We start from the raw sequence: 18,460 nt of genomic DNA, 5'->3' as shown, positions 1-18,460 counted from the left end.
GACGAATAAACTATAAATAAGGTGGTGAGATATTTGACAGTTCTAAGAGAAATTCGTGAGTCAAAGGGTTATACAATTATAGAAGTTTCAAAAGGTTCAAAAATTCCTGCAAGCACTTTATACGATGTAGAATCAGGCAGGAAAGGTTTGATTTTTAGCAGAGCAAAAAGTATTGCGGATTTTTTTGAAGAACCAATTGAGAAACTTTTTTTTGCAACTTACTTTCGGGCAAAGTTGAAATAAACTATTTTCCCCAAAAATACTTATACAGTTATATTGTAAATGAACCTTGTAGAAAAGGTACAATTTTATTGTTATTTTTTAAGTTTTAAAATCTGAAATTTCTGATTTGAAGTATTTCAATGTACATGTAAAAAAATCGTATTAGGTGAATATTAATTTAGCAGCAACCCATTCTTTTGAAATTAAAAAAGCTGGTCAAATTTTAACCACAAAAACTAGGAATACCACAACCAAAAGTAACCGAACAACCCTTTACTCCACACATGAAGCAACCACAACAAACACCAAGAAAATTGAAATTTATCTTCCAACAACAGGCGGAAAAGCCGAAAATACTTACATAAGATGGATCAGTCTTGCATGTGTTGTACTTGGCTTAATTGGAGCCGTATTTGCAGTTAGAATCCGTACGAAAGCTCAATCGTGATATAAAAGAATATGAACCTCATTTTAGTGATGTAGCTGAAAATCCGTTAGGCCTCGTTATTGGATGTCGGAATGCATGTTTACTCGTCATTCCCATTTGGACAGTTATTTTTTGGATAGAGAGCAAGATATAAGAAACCGAGGGGAGATGATATGAGATGTCAGAAATCTACGTCGGTAAAATAAAAAATTTAGGGAAACTTGGGGAAGCCGTGATGCGGTGCAAGAATGCTTGGCTTTCTAAAGAACTTATACAAGGTATTTCAATCGCTCAAACTGTAATCAAGCTGAAAGAACGGTATGATTTCTGGATAGAATCCGCTACGAACTTACTAGCAGGAATTATTTTGTACTTAAATCAACGACATGGAGATTTCTATTATTTAGATTTAGAAAAGGTTAGGGAATTTGTACAACAAGCAAAAGAAAAAGATCCCAATCTAAGTGAGTTATTGAAGAAAGATCATCCGGCCTATCAAATGTTTAGCGTATTAGCCTTATCAGCAAAAGAAACAAGGCAAGGCACAATCAGTACAATTTTACGAATTTTAGATGAGCAGCAAGAACAATATGAAAAATTAGAGAAACAGAGAGAGTATCTTGGGTTTCAGTACTAGTTATTAGTGGAAAATGAAATAGGAAGGAGTGCAACGTATGTTAGGTGTAGCTAAGAAGTATACAAAGTTGATTAGAGTGTTGAAAGAGCTGAATGAAAGGGAAAAGGTCGCAGGCGTGATAAAAGCTCGTTTTGGGGCGTATAAATCAGTCATAGAAGGTGTGAAAGAAACAACAGATGATTTTATTTTCATTTTTGATCCGAAAGGCAACTTTTATGAAGATACTCATCAAGAAAAACGAAAACAAGGATATCAAATCATCAAACATGATTTATTAACTGGTTATGAAACACTACAAATGGATCTAAAACAAAAATCCGCTGTGTACATCAGTGTAGAAACGGAAATGAGTACGTATCAAGAGAGAGGGGAAGCATTATCAAATTTTCTTCAATATCTAACAGAATGCAAGAATATAAGACCGATTCACCTGGTATTTCATCAATATGATTTGTACCCAATCCCTCATATGGAGCAGTTTTTAAAAGAAAGCGCGACATACCACATTCAGCATTCAATCGTAGTTGAATCTCAATCCGCATTACAGCACATATACGGAAAAGAGGCAGCGCAACGCATCATGACCTCGTATAACACAACAATCTTAGCATGATATGAAGCACTCGTTCACTATTTCATCCTATCTAGATGGCTAGAAAACTAGACAAGGGAGAAGCATTTTTCTCCCTTCTTTATCAAAATAGGAGGCGTTCATATGGGAAAAGAAAAAAGACTCACATTTTATGATATTGCCGCATCACAAGCTCACAGTGTTAAAACTTTTGATGGAAAAACATACGAACTGAAAGGTACCATCGCAATTGAAAATAGCACAGGAAGCATCGAAAAGGTAGCTCAAATTTATTATCAAGTGCGCTCGGTAAGAGATGAGCATCAAAACTTAATTGCTAAACGAAAAAATAAACATGCGGAATTAGTAGCTGTAAAACAAAAGTGTAAATAAAAAAAGCGATTTTGAAGTGTGCTGAGAATATAGCACAAAACAAGTTGCTCTTTGAAAATTTGAATATATATATTGTGTATCTTTTCCTTTTCGTAATGATGTAGAAGGATGATATACGGCTTTCAATATATATGCGTGCTTCCCTTCGAAAGGTCACTAGAGGGGGTAGGTATACGATTATTGTTGGGTGAGTAAGATCGTAAAACTCATCTGTGACCACTGGGAAATGCATTGTATCAAAGACCTGTTTGTGTCAGTACTCGTGAGGAATATCCCATTTTGACATTCTGAAGAAGCGAGGAACATCACAACAGTAGATACATAAGGTTCTACGTTCACGCCAAAATACGTAGTGCGGTATTGGGCATATAGAAGCTAGGTCGGGATTAGTCTCTATACGCATGCCAATACAGGGTTCGTCATTCCAGCCATAAATGATATTTCCGTTTTATACACTTATTTCTTTTGAACTACTCACCACTTAACGTCCTAACGGACTGTTTGAAGTGGGAGATTCCTGCGAACACCGATTATCCACCAGTTATCTTAGCAGGCTCTACCCGTAGTCCCTACGGTGAGAACATAAGTATCTTGTACGTTGACGCACCACACTCCCTACTTTAGCTTGGTTTTCGCAACTTCGGCAAGTGTGGGCGATAGAACGTTGAAGATTTTACGGTTGCAACGTTTTTCTGCAACCAACCTCATATCTTTAGTTTTCAAAGAGCAATCTGTACAAGTAAATGATAGCAAACATGTTGGCCTATGCCAACCGACATTCATCTCCCACCTAAAATTGGTGTTTCACACCTTCACATTTTTGAGGAAGGAGTCTTCTGTCGGAAAACGATAAATGTTATGAAATAAAGACAGATGTTTAAGTTTAAATGTGTCTCATCACACTTCAAAATCGCTTGTAAAAATTTGATATAGGGAGGAACATACATGAGTCGTAAAGGGCGGATCATTTCCGCTGTTGTTGGACTGTTAATTGCAATTGGTATTGGTTCAACATTTGTCTTTAGTTCGGGAAAAGGGGAAGTAATGGGACTTAGTCCGTTAGAAATGAAGAAGTTCATGAGTGAGGATGGCACAGGTTTTGTTATGCTAACGTCTAACATGAGGCATAGTGAAGATTGGATCTTCCTTGTAAAAAAAATAGCTGAAAAAGAAAAGATTGAAGTAAAAGGTTTAGATGAAAATCGTGACGATATTCCAAGTACAAGTAACCCTCATGATTGGGGATTATCGCAAAGAAGGGATACTCTTGCATATTATGAAAAAGGTAAGGTCAAAAAAGAGATTAAATTTACAATTGATAAACTTTCGGAACTTGAAAAGGAAGTAACCTATTTTGTTCAAAATTGCAAAGAGCAATATCAGAAGTAATCACATAATCATTGAAAGGTGGTGATATAGTGGCGATTACACAGAGGGAATTAAAAAAAGAAAAAGATATGGTAGCAAACCTATTAAGAGCCAATGGTCAGGATTATAACCATTGGCTTCATTTACATCATCAGAAATACATTGAAGAAAATCAAGATTTAGTAATGAAAGCTTTACAGGCTTATAAAGCAACATCAACAGAAGTAAAGGAATACAGTAAGGCGAATGAATCAAGTCAGCTTAGTAATGTATAAGCATTTAAAAATGAAAAGGGAGTGAATGTATATGTCAATGTTGGAAACATTATCTCAAATGTTAGTGTTAGGTGATGCGATGGATGGCCTAGTTAATACAGGAATTTCATTTATTACATGGATGCAAAGAGGAGCACAGGTTAGTACAGCGATTGTATTTTGCTGGGGCGCTTATCTTTTAATTTGGGGTGGTGAACGAGGAAGACATAAATGTGTTTGGTGGTTTATTGGTGGGGCAGCCGGACTCGTTATCGTAATGGGATGCATGTACTTATCAGAGAGCGTAACGAGTAATATTAAATTTGGTCAAATCTTATTCCCGTTTTTCTGGATGAACTAGTGAAAAAATATAATTAAGGCAATGAGGAGGCTATGCAAAGGGTATGGCTTTTTTTGTTGCCTTTTTTCATGGAATTTAAAGTAAATGAGAGAGAGGAGAAGCTATGTTTGTCATTTTTAAGAGTAGTAATGGAACAGAAATTGAGTCGGGTAAGCAATATTCGTTTCATGAAGCTTATATCTTAACGAAGCGATTAGAACGAGTTTATAGAGAGGCAGGGCGGCAAGAACATATTGATTTCGATTTGTTAGATGGTCATTCCAATGAAATTTATAACGGTACGTTATCACTTGGTTCGAGATATGCAGATCATATTTTTGATCACATTTCTAAAAAAATGAATGTGATGCAATTAGATCCGGAACAAGAGGAACAAAAGAAGGAGCTGTTAGAAACATTAGAAAGAGAAATCAATGAATCTCCTTTTCATGAAGAATATGAATATCAAGAAGAATCACCAGAAAGGAAGGGAGAACCCTCTTATAGTCCATCGAATGAAGTGAAAACACAAATAAAGCCTGGAAAGGAAAATAGAAAAGGATTCAAGGTTATTGCGAGTGTCATAGGAAGCATGGTGTTAATTGGAGCTGGTGCCATATTCGCCTTTAAGTTATTCTCTTCCGAGCCAGTTTCGAGTGCAAATGCTGGCTCTGAACAATATGTAGTAAAAGGATTACAACAGGCAGCCATTCAACAGTATGGAGAAGCCGTTAAATACTTCGATAAGGTCAATTACACAGAATTAGACAAAGATAGTCAGAAGGCAGTTCTATTTACTTATTTATTAAATGGAAAGGCGAATAAGGCATTACAATATGAGCCGAAATTTGCAGAAAGTGTGGTTGCTTATTTTATCGGAATAGACAATATGAATAAAATCAATGAAATTGATGTCAAAAATGATGTAATCGACTTTGAAAAAGCAGCACTTAATAAGAAATATGAGGAGGTAATTAAGCTTAAAGGGAAAGTCAATATGGACGGTAGACGTGAAAAACTCATTGTTGAAGCTTTTGTAAATCTAAAAAAATATGAAGACTGTTATTCTTTTGCCAAAACGCAAGGAAATAAAAACATAATAAAAGAGGTCAAAGAATTAGAGAAACGAGATATTCAACAATCTACGATAAGTGAAGAAGAAAAGAAAGCTAAGATTGAAAAAATTGATAAAGATCTACAGAACATCTAAGGGGGAGAGAATAACATGCCTTTAAATTATGAGAATCTGTATAAAAAAATGGGGATTGTTTTTCTTGGTGGTTCATTGATATTGAGTACGACAGGTTGCAGTTGGTTTGGAAGTAAGGAGTCATCAAAAAGTAAATCAGCTATTACAAAAAAAGTAGATAAGAATAAGCCGGATGAAAAGAAAGAAGATCTGAACAAACAAGATTTCGAAGCAATTACAGAGAATGCAATTCAAAGTAAGGATAATGAAGTTGCTTATGTTCTCGAAGAACTGGATAAATCGAAAATTAATTTTAAAGAGAAATCTATTGTAAGTAATCTTCAAAATGGAGATGAAACGACTTCCCGTGTTCTAGCACTCTTTGATAAAGAAACGAAAGATAAATCAATTCAGGATACAGCAAAGGATAATGTGATTGCAGCCATTACGGATAATAAGCCACAAGTCAGCGTGAATGGAGATCATTTTGCATTTGGCGATCAAAATATTGATTCTTCAGTAGCGAGTATAGGAGATATTCTTCCACCAGAGAAGAAACCAGATGCAATTGTGAACCCACCAATTATAACGGAGGGTGAGAATGGTAATACGGAAAATACAGGGACAGAAAAACCAAAACCACCGATAGAGCCACCAATAGAACCGGAAAAACCGACAGAACCGGAAAAACCAACCAATCCGGAAAAACCGACAGAACCGGAAAAACCGACAGAACCGGAAAAACCAACAAATCCGGAAAAACCGACAGAACCGGAAAAACCAACAAATCCGGAGAAACCAACAAATCCGGAGAAACCGACAGAACCGGAAAAACCAACAGATCCAGAGAAGCCAACAGATCCAGAAAAACCAACAGATCCAGAGAAGCCAACAGATCCAGAAAAACCAACAGATCCAGAGAAGCCAACAGATCCAGAAAAACCAACAGATCCAGAGAAGCCAACAGATCCAGAAAAACCAACAGATCCAGAGAAACCGACAGATCCAGAAAAACCAACAGATCCAGAGAAGCCAACAGATCCAGAAAAACCAACAAATCCAGAGAAACCAACGAATCAAGAAAAGCCAGTTCTGAAACAAAATGAAAAGATGGTAGCAAGTAAATAAAGAAAAAATCAACTGATATTGTCAAAAAGGGTACTCATAAAAAGAGTACCTTTTTAATTTGAAAGGGGTCATATAGATGTTTGTTAATAGTGCAAATTTAGTACAAATTTCAAGTCTAGATAAAAGTTTAATGGTGGTAGGTCGAGTGGGAACAGGGAAAACGAGGGAATTGAAGAAAATGGCTTTTAGTTTATCAAAAGTATTAGTGTTAGATCCATTTAAGGAATACGAAGAATTAGAGAATCAAACAGAAGGGCATGTAACTTTACAATATTTAGATTGTGAATCAAATGAAGAATATAGAGATTTTAAAATTACAGATGATGTGATAAATGTAGCTAAACAATTTGAATATGTAATTGTAGATGAAACCAATTATTTATGTCAGGAAGATTTTATATACTTTCTTCAACAAATGAAGGATTCCGATATAAAAGTAATAGCAAGTTTTCAACAAATGCCTTCAGATGCCCAAATTACTAAGAAATTTGGATATATTATATCTTTAGATGTAACGAATGATTTCGATAAGATAACAGAGTATGAAAAATATAATTATGATTCGGGATTTGGCTTGAAAAAGTAATACGTGTGGCTAGATTGAACAGAGGTGATGCTTTGATATGTATAGTGAAAAGATATCAATCAAATATAAATTAGCTGAAAAAGAAGTACTCATTCCATTGAGTGCTTTTTTGTTTGTTGGAATGTTTTTGATCGCTAATTTTTTACTCAACTTATCTTTAGAGCTGATAGAAACAACATTTAGTGATTTATTACATCCTAAACCATTTCATATGGAGGTAGGATTTCTTTTTCAGATGCCAATTGCAGAACATCCAATTTACTACTTGCTTGTTTTCCTTGTAGTGATTGGAACTATAGCGAGAACAGTGTACAAATTGAAATCTTCCTTTAAAAACTTAAATAATCATCAGAAAGGGTCTAGTCGTTTTACAACAGTTGAAGAGTTGAAAAAGCAATACCGAGCTGTACCAGATCGAGAAGAATCATTTAAAGGTGGCGGTGGTGTTGTTATCTCACGATTAGGTGACAAGGTATTTATTGATGATAGCCCGGTAAACAACTTAATTATTGGTACAACACGCTCTGGTAAAGGGGAAACCTTTGTATTTCCTACAATTGATGTCTATTCTAGAGCGGAACATAAGCCTTCATTAATAATTAATGATCCAAAAGGTGAAATTTTTAGTGCTTCCAAAGAAACGTTGGAAAAACGGAGATATCACATTGAAGTTTTGAATTTATTAAACCCACTTGATTCTATGAGCTACAACTTGTTGCAGCTTGTCAAAGATGCCTATAAAGATGGAGACTATTCAACGGCCCAGGCATTATGTAAAACACTCTCACACACTTTGTATTACAACCCAACTGTAAAAGATCCTTTTTGGCAACAGTGTGCTATGAGCTTGTGCAACGCCATGATATTAGCAGTTACAGATAAATGTATTGCGGAAGGTACAGAAGAAAAAATCACAATGTATGCAGTAGCAAATATGTTATCGGAACTTGGTTCAAAAGAGGTAATCGTAGATCCGGAAGCTGATCCACAAAATGCATTAGATTTATACTTTGAAGGCTTACCAGCGGATAGCGTTGCGAAAATGCAATATGCAACCTCAAACTTCTCAAAAGGAACAACACGAGGCGGAATTTTCACCCAAACAATGAATGGACTTTCTATTTTTACATTTGATGAAATCGCTAAAATGACAGCGAAAAATAGTGTAGATTTAAAACGTGTCGGTTTTGGAAAAACGATAAAAGGAAAAGTAACACCGAGAAAACGAGTAGAAATTGTATTTCCAGATGGTTCAAAGGAATCTATTAAGGCAGATATTACAGGACGTTTTGCATTAGACTTTAAACAAGTAATACAAGTTGGAGATACCATTCAATGTAATGAAAAGGAAGAGCCTAAAACGAAAACATCTATTTCTATTACAAAAATAGGTGAAAAAACGGGTCATACAGAATTTAAAGTAGTAGAAGAAAATGAAGGTATGGAAATAACAAAAGTGGATTATTTCGATAAACCAGTGGCTATTTTTATGATTACACCAGACTTTGATTCTTCGAATCATGTGATTGCTTCTATTTTTGTAAGGCAGCTTTATTTTATATTGGCTAAAGGTGCATCCTTCGCTCGTGGAGGGAAATGTCACCGTGAGGTAGTTTTTTGCCTCGACGAGTATGGAAATATGCCGAGTATAGAAGGAATGGCTAATATTATTACAGTTTGTCTCGGTAGAAATGTTCGCTTTAACCTTGTGATCCAGGCATATGCACAATTGAAAAATAAGTATGGTGAGGATGCAGATACCATTGATGGAAACTGTGGGAATACAATTTATATTCTAACTAACGATCAAGAAACCGCCGAAAAGGTTTCCAAAAAACTAGGGAATCAGACGATTAACCTACCTTCCCGAAGTGGAAAAGGTCTTTCTACTGATAAAAATAAAACGGAAGGTCTAGATCAACGTCCACTGTTAACATCAAATGAACTGATGAATTTTAAAGAAGGAGAAAGTGCCGTTATTCGTGTCATAAAACGTCAAGATAATAATAAAAAGCGTATCAGACCACGTCCAATTTATAATACAGGAGAAACAGCTTTGAAGTATAGATGGGAGTACTTAGGGAAAGAGTTCGATACAGATAAATCTATTTTAGATATAGATATCCACTCCTTACATGATGATGTAGAACCGAAAAAACTTATTGTAGATTTTCTAGGAGAAAGAAAGGAAGAACAAATTCAGAAAGAACCATCAGAGCCAGAGCAGGAAGATTTGCCACCAGTAGAGACATCGCAGCCAGTAGAAGAGCCAACAATGATGGGAATTGATGAAGAAATTCCGGAAGAGGCGTTTCAACAGGAAGATAGCCCGTTTGATTCCCTCTCCATTGAAAATTGGAAAGGAAAAACGGTTAACGAATTTTTCGAATCTGATTTAGCGTTTTTGAAACTGGTTGATAAGTTCTTTTTAGCACAGTTAGGCAAATCAATAGATGAGGTGGAAAATCAAGAAATGGGCGAGTTTTACAGTGAATTTCAGATGTTAGCTCACAATGACCACATCGACAAAAGTGTTTATCAAGCAGTCGAAAACAAGATTAATCGAACCTTGCGTGATTTAGAAGAAAAAGAACAAGTACCAAGTTAGAAAGCACTCAAATGATTGAGTGCTTTTTTGAATCCAAATATAAAGGGGGAATAGGTAATGGGTGTACCGACAATAACGGATAAAATGCAATTGATTTTAGATAGTTACTCGTCATTTGTAACAGAAGAAAATGAGGTCATTCTTGGTCTGGAAGATGCGGTTCTTTTCCTTTCAGTAGATCGGGAACAAAAAGGGAAATTGATTATTCGTATTGACAGACTGAATGAAAGAGTGAAATGGACAGCAAAAGAAGTATTAGGACAGTAATAAGCATGAGGGGAGGATAAATAGTGAAAGATGAAGAGATTTTAAAGGTCTTAGAAACGTTCTCGGATTATCTTCAAGTAGGAGACATCGTGAATTATGTATTGCGTTGGCTAGGATGGTTCCTAATTGTAGGTTTATCTTTAGTTGTAGATGCTTTAGAAGGTGTGACAGATGCCATACTGGGGATTAAAGGATTCTTTAATTCACCGGAAATACAAAATTTTGTTGATATGCTATATCCATTGTTTGTCGTTTTGCTAGCCATATCATTTATATATATTGGCTATATGTTCATTATGAACAAACAAATGAACCGTTCTCAAATTATCATCAATATTTTTGTAACACTGAGTGTACTTTGTTTATTAAGTACTGGTATGACAAAGGTTGATAAGTTCACCGATGACGCCATAGCAGTTGTAAAAGCAGAACAAAAAGGTTCCTTAAGTGATGAAATTATTAAGAAGAACATAACAGATGTTGCAGTAATAGATCAAAATGGATGGAAAAAGAAAGAAGATTTGAATCCGAAAAATAATATTCCTGAAAAAAATATTAGACAAATAGATATTACAGAAAAAATTGATTCCGATTTCAAATTTACGAAAGACAAGGATTTATCAGATGGTGGTCAAAAAATCCTACAGAATAAAAGGGTGATGGATGCATTAGGAGTTGCATCTTTAGCTGAATTAAAAGATGGGTGGTTTGATTTCTTTCCAGAAAAGTATTATCGCTGGCATTGGAATTTTTGGAACATATTCTTTACTTTACTGATAACAGGATTAACTTTGCTATTGGTAAGTATTAAATTAGCTAGATTATTTTATGAGTTAGCATTTAACTACTTGTTAGCGAACATATTAGCACCAGCCGATGTTGCGAATGGTCAAAAGTTAAAAGCTGTATTATCTAATATCCTCAATATATTTATAGCAACGATTATGATATTCCTATCTTTGAAGCTATATATAATGGGAACAGCGTTTCTCCATGACAAATTAAATGGTGTACCGTATCTGATTGCATTAGCCGCATTTAGTATGGCAGTTCTAGATGGCCCGGCAGTCGTAGAAAGACTATTTGGAATAGATATTGGTTTAAAGAGTAGTTGGGGCATGTTAGTAGGTGGTTACGCACTTGGTAAAGGAATCGCTGGTCTTGCAAGTTCAAAACCAATGAAGGGTCTAGGAAATATGATTGGAAAAGGAGCGAAAGGTGCAGCGCAAGGAACTGGTGTTGCAGCGGCTAAAACCGCAAGTGCGGCAGCGATGGCAACAGGTGGAATGGCTGGTCTCATAAGTGGCTTGAAAAATGGAAATGAATCTGAAAATAAAGATTCATTGCAAGATCAAATGAAAAAAGCTGGTGAGAAGAAAGCAAATGGAAATGATGTAGCAAATAAGGAAAAAGGTAACTTAAATAAGGAAAAAGATAAAAAGAATGGTGGTATGCCATCTATTCAAGAAGACATGAAAAAAGGAGGGAACGAAAACCCAGGGGTAGCGAATGGGCAAGAATCGGGAACAACTAGTCTTCAAGATGAAATGAAAGAAGCTGGAAAATCAAATGGAACAAGTGAAGGAAATCAAACACCAGGAACAGTAAGACAAGGAACAAGTGAAGGAAATCAAACACCAGGAGGCGTAAGACAAGGAGCAAGTGAAGGAAGTCAAACACCAGGAGGCGTAAGACAAGGAGCAAGTGAAGAAGGTCAAACACCAGGAGGCGTAAGACAAGGAGCAAGTGAAGGAAGTCAAACACCAGGAGGCGTAAGACAAGGAGCAAGTGAAGGAGGTCAAACACCAGGAGGCGTAAGACAAGGAACAAGTGAAGGAAGTCAAACGGCAGGAACAGTATCAAGCGGAAGTAGCCCGGCATCAATGGAAACATCAAGACCAGTGCCAAGTGGAGGAAGCCCGGCATCAATGGAAACATCAAGACCAGTACCAAGTGGAGGAAGCCCGGCATCAATGGAAACATCAAGACCAGTACCAAGTGGAGGAAGTCCGGCACCAGTAGAAACGTCAAGACCAGTGCCAAGTGGAGGAAGCCCGGCACTAGTAGAAACGCCAAGATCAGTACCAAGTGGAGGAAGCCCGGCACCAGTAGAAACGCCAAGATCAGTACCAAGTGGAGGAAGCCCGGCACCAGTAGAAACGCCAAGATCAGTACCAAGTGGAAGTAGCCCGGCACCAGTAGAAACGCCAAGATCAGTACCAAGTGGAGGAAGCCCGGCACCAGTAGAAACGCCAAGATCAGTGCCAAGCGGAAGTAGCCCAATTATTCCTTATGAAAGTGATAAGGAAGTGGCAGCAAGTAGAAGTCAGGAAACACGTACATTAGGACAATATGCAACGGATACAGTTAAAAAAGGTTATAACTCCACTACATCATCCGTTAAGCAAACAGTAAGAGGGGTTCAAGAACGAATCAATAATTCAGACACGGTACAAAATACAAAGCGTTTTTATCAGATGGGGCAAAACACGGGTAAAAGTTGGAGAGATATTGTAAACAAAAATAAAAAGAATACAGATAAAAAATAAGCGTAATCGTACGCTTATTTTTTATTGTCGAAAAGGAGGGAATCCCGATGAGAAGCTATCGGATTCCAAAGGAAATCAGTACAGAATTACGGATTAATAAAGTGCTTTATTTAATAGATTTCTTTTTATTAATTGGCTTATTAGTTGTAACGATGATTCTTAGGAATTTTGTACATGATTCCTTTCAATTACCATTTGTTATTTTCATGGCAGTTATTGCAATTATCATGATTTGGCGACCAAGTACGAATCCTCAAAAACGAATGTATGAAGTATTGATTATTACATTGCTAAGAAGAAAAGGTGCATATTGCGCCATTGATAACGATCAATAAGGGAGGGATCACATATGGCGTTATTCAGCGAAAAAGATGTAGAGAAAGAAGAGCCAAAACAACTAGAAAGACCGAAGGAAAATGCATTTCGATTTAACGAAAAAAATGTAAAAGAATCAATTTCTGAACCAAAAGAAATTGTGAAGGTGGTACCAAGCAAAAAGAAAGAAGAAAAAACAAAGGTAGAAACAAAAGTAAAAAAACAGAAGAAAGAAAAGCCAAAGAAAGACATTTCGAAAAAGAAAAATCAAAAATTGTTGGTTTTTTTATCTAGAAAAAAGAAAGAAGCGCCACCAAAGGTAAAGAAAAGTATTGCGGAAATTATGCAAATTGTAGACATGACGGAGGATGGCATATTTGAACTGAAAAATGAGGAGTTTTTAGAAATTCTTCAAGTAGAAGGTGACGATATGTTCTCTAAGAATAGTGATGAACAAGCATTTGTTATCTTCTCACATGCGTATTTTTATCAAGCCTACAAACAGTCCATTAAACTCGTTTTTTTAAACTTCCCATGTCAAACAACCGAACAACAACGATATATTGAGAAGAAAATTAAAGAATGTACTAGTCCTTTGTATGAACGAATTTTAAATCAAAAGTTAAAAGAACTTCAGTTTTTAGAATGGGGTAGAACCAATCGGGAAGCCTTCTTATTTATTTACGGAGAAACGGAATTAATCGTAAAAGAACGTGTAGATGCAGCAAAACGATATATCAAACGCTCTACTGAACTATTAGAGGTGGATGAAGAGAAAAAGTTAGAGCTTATGTTTAAATTGTTCAATCAAAATGCAAAATTAGGAACGAAAAATATATGGTAGTAAGGGGGAAACAGTATGTTTGCGTTCAAAAGTAAAAAATCCAAAAAGGAAAAACAAGAAGAACTAAAAAAGAAGAAAGGTTACAACCCTTATTTAGTGGCTAGAGTTCAGCCACAAGGGGGAATTAGTTTTAAAGAAAGTTATTTTCAAACAGGTGATGGATTAGGTACTTGTGTGCATGTTTTTGACTTTCCAACAGAGGTAAATGATTTTTGGTTAGAGCAAATTATGAATATGCCAAATGTGATCACAACATTAGATGTAATGAGTGATGACCGAAGAGAGGTTGTTGAATCTATTAATAAATCCATGAGTGAACAAAGTGTTCGACATGATACGGCAAAGGATAATATAGATCGGATCGATGCAAAAAATGAATTTTTAGAGCTGGAAGCTCTCTATACGGATTTGAAACAAGGTGAGGTCATGAAACGTATTCACATTCGTATTTATGTCTCCGCTAGAACAATAGATGAGCTAGAAAAACAAGTAAAAGAGATCCTGGAAACATTAGAATCTTATAACTTTCGAGGAGCTGTCTTTTTAAATGAACAAGAGTATGAATGGGATGCACTCGTAACGAGCTTTGATACACAAAAAAATTATGTGAACCGAAGAAAAGGGAAAGAAATTCCGGCAGTCAGTTTGGCTGGTGGGTGTCCGTTTCATTATTCATATTTGCACGATCCATACGGTACGTATTATGGAACAACGAAAACAAAAGGAAATGTTATTTTTGATATCTTCCATAAAGACAATCAAAGAAAGAGTTATAACGGTGTAATGATTGGAAAGTCTGGTGCGGGGAAATCAACGTTGTTAAAAAAGAAAACGGTGGATTATGCAAGTAAGGGTCACTTTGTTCGGGTGTTTGATGTTGTAGAAGAGTTTACAGATACAGTAGAAGAGCTAGGTGGAAAGACAATTGCGTTAGACGGATCACAAGGTCAGATTAACCCACTTCAAGTATATAAGACAGCAGAAAGTGAGGAAGTTAGTTTTACCCAGCATTTATCTAAACTGACAATTATTTATCGGTTCATTGCACCAGAAGCAAAAGATGATGAAATTAAAGAATATGAAAATTTACTTCGTAAACTATATATTCGTATGGGATTATGGAATGACGAAAAAGGAGCGAAAAATGAAATTACAACAAGAACACCAAATGAGTATCCCATTTTCTCAAACTTTTTATCTTTTGTTCGTGATGAATTATATGAGAATGTAGACAATAGAAAACATCATGGGAATTTAGGAGAAAACAGAAAACATCGTTTAGAACTGATCGAATTAAATCTTGTAAATTTAGTAGAAACATATGCAGAATTATTTGATGGACCTACTACAATTGAAGATTTCAAGAAAGAACAAGTTGTATCTTTTTCCTTACGAAATATATCCAGTTTTAAAGCAGAGGTATTCCAGGCACAGATCTTTAATGTGTTAAATCTCCTTTGGAATGAAATGATTTCAAATGGTGCACCTCAATTAAAAGCATTTAACAAAAAGCAGCTTGCTTTTGAAGATGTAACTCGTTATTTCATTATTATTGACGAGGCGCATCATATAATCAACACGAAAAAAGAAAGTGCTCATGCGCTACAATTTTTAACGAAACTTAGCCGAGAAGATCGAAAATACTTTGCAGGGCTTCTATATGCAAGTCACACGATTCGAGATTTTGTACCGGAAGGATCTTCACAAGAAATGATTGATGAAATTAAAAAACTATTTGAACTTACACAGTACAAATTTATTATGCAGCAAGATAATAACAGTTTAGATATGTTACGAAAAGTATTTGCAGGACAGTTAAGTGAAAGTGAGATTGCAGCAATTCCACATTTACCAACCGGGGATGTCATTTTAAGTATTGGGGCTGTAAAAAACATTCATTTTCATGTAGAAGTAACAGACGAAGAATTGATGTTATTCGGGGGAGGTGCTTAATACCATGCATCTAGTTTTAAAGGTTATACCAAAGAAATGGCTCATCACTTTAGCGCTAATTGTGATGGGTCTTTTTTCTTTTCTTTTACTTGGAGTTATGAGTATTTTTATTGCGGCAATGGGTGGAGAAAGTGGAACAGACGCAGGTGATATTACGTATACAGGTGAAGGGCAAGTCATGAATGTTTCGCCCGAAGTTTTAAAATGGGAACCTACGATTCGGAAGCATGCGAAAGCTTTTGGCGTGGAACCGTTTGTCGCTTTAATGCTTGCTCAAATGATGCAGGAGAGCGGAGGCCGAGGTAGCGATCCGATGCAATCATCAGAGGGTGCTTTTAATACGAAATATTGTAAATCACCAAACTGTATTACAGATCCAGACTACAGTATTTGGGCTGGTGTACAGGAGTTTAAACATGCGATAGAAAGAGCCGGAGTAACGAGTCCAGGGGACATGGATCATATCAAAACCGCCCTTCAAGCATATAATTTCGGGACAGGATTTTTCGATTTTATTGGTGCAAATGGTGGCAAGTATACGAAAGAATTAGCAATCAAATTTTCACAACAACAGTATCAAAAAGTTAAACATACTGGCATGTATCATTGCCTTAGACCAGAAGCCGTGCCATATCAAGCGTGCTACGGCGATATTTTGTACGTTGACGCAGTTTTAAAATATTATCAGCCGGGTTCTGTCGTTTCTGGTGGAGGAGGAAATCCAGGAAGTGGAGGCAGTAGCGGTTCAAAAGTTGCCGATGTAGGTCGCCAATGGATAGGGCGTTCTACCTATGTATTTGGTGGAGGACGTAACACAAATGACATCGCAAGAGGAATTTTTGATTGTTCAAGTTTTGTACGCTGGGCATTCGAACAAGTAGGGATGTATACCAGTCCGATAGGAGCTGTAAGTACGGAAACATTAAACAAAATTGGTACAAAAGTATCAGCAAATGATATGAAACCGGGTGATGTTATTTTCTTTGATACCTACAAACATGACGGACACGTTGGAATTGTAATTGATAAGAATACTTTCATAGGATGCCAAACGAATAAAGGTGTTTCTATTGAAGATTTAAATAATCCGTACTGGAAAAAAGTCTTTTCTGGTCATGTAAGAAGGTTCTAAAAACCGAAGGAATAGGAGACTGTAAGAATGAAAGATAAACGAAAATCTTTGTTTATTGTGTTTGTCATTTTAGTTGTAGGTGTGACAGCTTTTAATATCTATTTGAGCAAAAAGTCAATGAGTGATGGCAAAGAAAAACAGTTAAAACTTTCAAATGAATTACTAACAAAACAAAATGAAGACTTAAAAAAACGACTAGATAAGGTGCTTCCTTCCGCACAGGAACAACAGAGAAGGGCATACTTATCGACAGCCGAAACATTTATACAATTATCATTTCACAGAGAAAAAGAAGGGTACAGCGAGCGAAAAGAAAAGGAAAAATCCATTATGAGCGAAGAACTTTTACAACAATTTTATCCAACTGATAAATACGAATTAGGAGATACGTATAAAACGAAACCAATAGAAATGAAGTTTTATTTACAAGAAAATGAACCCGATAAAGAGGAGGTAAATGTGTTAGCTGAATTTATAAATGTCACGACAGATTCAACGCAAAACCGAGAAGAAAAAGTAAACAATGTGTTACGAATCATCATGAAAAAAGATAAGGAAACATGGCGAGTTACAAGTGTGGAAGAGTTAAATATGAAAGTTTTATAACGAAAAAGGTGGGGTGAGAGTGTGATAGGTGCAATTGGTAAGAAGAGTGAAAGAATCAATCTAAGAAAAAATAAGTCGTGGATTTACCTAACAATTATCAGCTTTCTATTTTTTGGATTTTTCGCTTTCTTGACATCTAAAATTTACATGCCAAACGATGAAAAACTATTCCATACAGAGACAAATAAAGTAATTAAGTTGTCGGGTATGGGGAAATTGATTGTAGAAAAAAGGGAATACAATCCACACAAAAACTTTATACAAATTTACTTTCGATTAGAAGGATATGAGGAAACAGGATATACATTTAAGGCACAGCAAAAAGTAAATCCAGGTGTTCAGTTACCTGTCAAAGTATTGTATGAAGAGAACGGAAAATACGTTGTAGAAGTAAAAGAGTTATCTCCGAATTGGGGAGCGTTAGCTTTCGATATTTACAATAAAAACGGTGAAAAAGAACAAATGGATATTCGTAAATTCACACAAGATGTTAATCAATATGAAGAAGAAAATGCAGCAACAAAAAGTCCGAATAAATTAGTTCAGACGATTTTTACGGATCAAAGTAAAACAAAAGCAAATGACGAATTGTTAGCTGAAGATAAAAAAACATATGAGCTAGATTTTATAGAAAGAGACAAAAAGGATATCGAAACAAAGATAAAAAATTATGGGAAAGCAATCAAACTGGAAGAAGAAAATGCAAAGACAGTTTATGAAAAAGTAAAAGAATTACAAGATGAAATGAAGTACCAAACTGAAGCAGAAAAAACAGAAACACAATCAAAAATAGCATCCTTAGAATCTAAAATAAAATCATCAGAAAAGAACGTGGAATTGTTTAAAGGAGAACAAAAAATTGCACGAGATAAGATCAAAAAATTAGAGCAAAAGTCACAAGAAATTAATAAAAAGTGAAAAAAGATATAGGGACATGATGGAGACATTGAGGTGAAATAAGGGGACATGAAAGGGACATTAAGAAAAAATAACGGGACGTGGTGGAGACATTAATCAAAAAGATAGGGACGTAATGGGGACATTCAACTTCTTTTCTTGCCCCCACCGTTT

19 protein-coding genes and 1 pseudogene are annotated in these 18,460 nt (G+C 35.8%); all 20 read left to right on the top strand.

The genetic code is table 11. The annotated features are described in order from the left end of the window. Positions 1–33 precede the first annotated feature (33 nt). Positions 34–243, top strand: coding sequence for a helix-turn-helix domain-containing protein (locus ACUN26_RS28715; RefSeq protein WP_000217389.1), 210 nt, complete (start codon positions 34–36; stop codon positions 241–243). Positions 244–449: 206 nt separating this feature from the next. Continuing rightward, positions 450–670 (top strand): annotated as a pseudogene (locus tag ACUN26_RS28710) (SpaA isopeptide-forming pilin-related protein); the annotation flags it as partial. Between the two features lie 157 nt (positions 671–827). Further along, complete coding sequence (locus tag ACUN26_RS28705) at positions 828–1,286, top strand: hypothetical protein (protein WP_001290355.1); 459 nt, start codon at positions 828–830, stop codon at positions 1,284–1,286. A 37-nt stretch (positions 1,287–1,323) separates the two neighbouring features. Continuing rightward, complete coding sequence (locus ACUN26_RS28700; protein ID WP_000901823.1) at positions 1,324–1,899, top strand: TraM recognition domain-containing protein; 576 nt, start codon at positions 1,324–1,326, stop codon at positions 1,897–1,899. Between the two features lie 102 nt (positions 1,900–2,001). Continuing rightward, positions 2,002–2,250, top strand: coding sequence for a hypothetical protein (locus ACUN26_RS28695; RefSeq protein ID WP_000514061.1), 249 nt, complete (start codon positions 2,002–2,004; stop codon positions 2,248–2,250). A gap of 945 nt (positions 2,251–3,195) precedes the next feature. Continuing rightward, positions 3,196–3,639, top strand: a complete 444-nt coding sequence (locus ACUN26_RS28690; RefSeq protein WP_000087499.1) for a hypothetical protein — start codon at positions 3,196–3,198, stop codon at positions 3,637–3,639. Between the two features lie 29 nt (positions 3,640–3,668). Then, complete coding sequence (locus tag ACUN26_RS28685) at positions 3,669–3,893, top strand: hypothetical protein (RefSeq protein WP_001018800.1); 225 nt, start codon at positions 3,669–3,671, stop codon at positions 3,891–3,893. Positions 3,894–3,924: 31 nt separating this feature from the next. Further along, positions 3,925–4,233 (top strand): hypothetical protein, encoded by a 309-nt coding sequence (locus ACUN26_RS28680; RefSeq protein ID WP_000062192.1) that lies wholly within the window; start codon positions 3,925–3,927, stop codon positions 4,231–4,233. Positions 4,234–4,336: 103 nt separating this feature from the next. Next, positions 4,337–5,422, top strand: coding sequence for a hypothetical protein (locus ACUN26_RS28675; protein WP_000497576.1), 1,086 nt, complete (start codon positions 4,337–4,339; stop codon positions 5,420–5,422). A 15-nt stretch (positions 5,423–5,437) separates the two neighbouring features. Then, complete coding sequence (locus tag ACUN26_RS28670) at positions 5,438–6,529, top strand: hypothetical protein (RefSeq protein ID WP_241744827.1); 1,092 nt, start codon at positions 5,438–5,440, stop codon at positions 6,527–6,529. A gap of 76 nt (positions 6,530–6,605) precedes the next feature. Then, a complete protein-coding gene (locus ACUN26_RS28665) occupies positions 6,606–7,115 on the top strand; it encodes a DNA polymerase III subunit gamma/tau (RefSeq protein WP_000497917.1) in 510 nt (169 codons plus the stop codon). A gap of 37 nt (positions 7,116–7,152) precedes the next feature. Further along, positions 7,153–9,723, top strand: coding sequence for a VirD4-like conjugal transfer protein, CD1115 family (locus ACUN26_RS28660; protein WP_000286723.1), 2,571 nt, complete (start codon positions 7,153–7,155; stop codon positions 9,721–9,723). A 57-nt stretch (positions 9,724–9,780) separates the two neighbouring features. Then, complete coding sequence (locus ACUN26_RS28655) at positions 9,781–9,990, top strand: hypothetical protein (RefSeq protein WP_000538818.1); 210 nt, start codon at positions 9,781–9,783, stop codon at positions 9,988–9,990. Between the two features lie 23 nt (positions 9,991–10,013). Beyond that, entirely contained in the window at positions 10,014–12,539 is a 2,526-nt protein-coding gene (locus ACUN26_RS28650; protein WP_197209987.1) for a pLS20_p028 family conjugation system transmembrane protein, read from the top strand. Positions 12,540–12,586: 47 nt separating this feature from the next. Further along, complete coding sequence (locus ACUN26_RS28645; RefSeq protein WP_001258275.1) at positions 12,587–12,874, top strand: DUF5592 family protein; 288 nt, start codon at positions 12,587–12,589, stop codon at positions 12,872–12,874. A 14-nt stretch (positions 12,875–12,888) separates the two neighbouring features. Beyond that, positions 12,889–13,698 carry a hypothetical protein gene (locus tag ACUN26_RS28640; RefSeq protein ID WP_001173332.1) on the top strand — a complete coding sequence of 270 codons (810 nt, stop codon included), beginning with the start codon at positions 12,889–12,891 and terminating at the stop codon, positions 13,696–13,698. A gap of 15 nt (positions 13,699–13,713) precedes the next feature. Beyond that, positions 13,714–15,651 carry a VirB4 family type IV secretion system protein gene (locus tag ACUN26_RS28635; RefSeq protein WP_000457226.1) on the top strand — a complete coding sequence of 646 codons (1,938 nt, stop codon included), beginning with the start codon at positions 13,714–13,716 and terminating at the stop codon, positions 15,649–15,651. A gap of 4 nt (positions 15,652–15,655) precedes the next feature. Further along, the gene (locus ACUN26_RS28630; protein ID WP_000550846.1) at positions 15,656–16,783 is read left to right on the top strand and encodes a bifunctional lytic transglycosylase/C40 family peptidase; all 1,128 of its coding nucleotides are present in this window, start codon (positions 15,656–15,658) and stop codon (positions 16,781–16,783) included. A 27-nt stretch (positions 16,784–16,810) separates the two neighbouring features. Next, positions 16,811–17,389, top strand: a complete 579-nt coding sequence (locus ACUN26_RS28625) for a hypothetical protein (RefSeq protein ID WP_000653496.1) — start codon at positions 16,811–16,813, stop codon at positions 17,387–17,389. Between the two features lie 21 nt (positions 17,390–17,410). Continuing rightward, a complete protein-coding gene (locus ACUN26_RS28620) occupies positions 17,411–18,307 on the top strand; it encodes a hypothetical protein (RefSeq protein WP_000578558.1) in 897 nt (298 codons plus the stop codon). The last annotated feature ends 153 nt before the right edge of the window (positions 18,308–18,460 follow it).

The organism is Bacillus sp. WC2503 (genome assembly GCF_052682895.1).
This window is presented reverse-complemented; position numbering and strand designations above follow the sequence as displayed.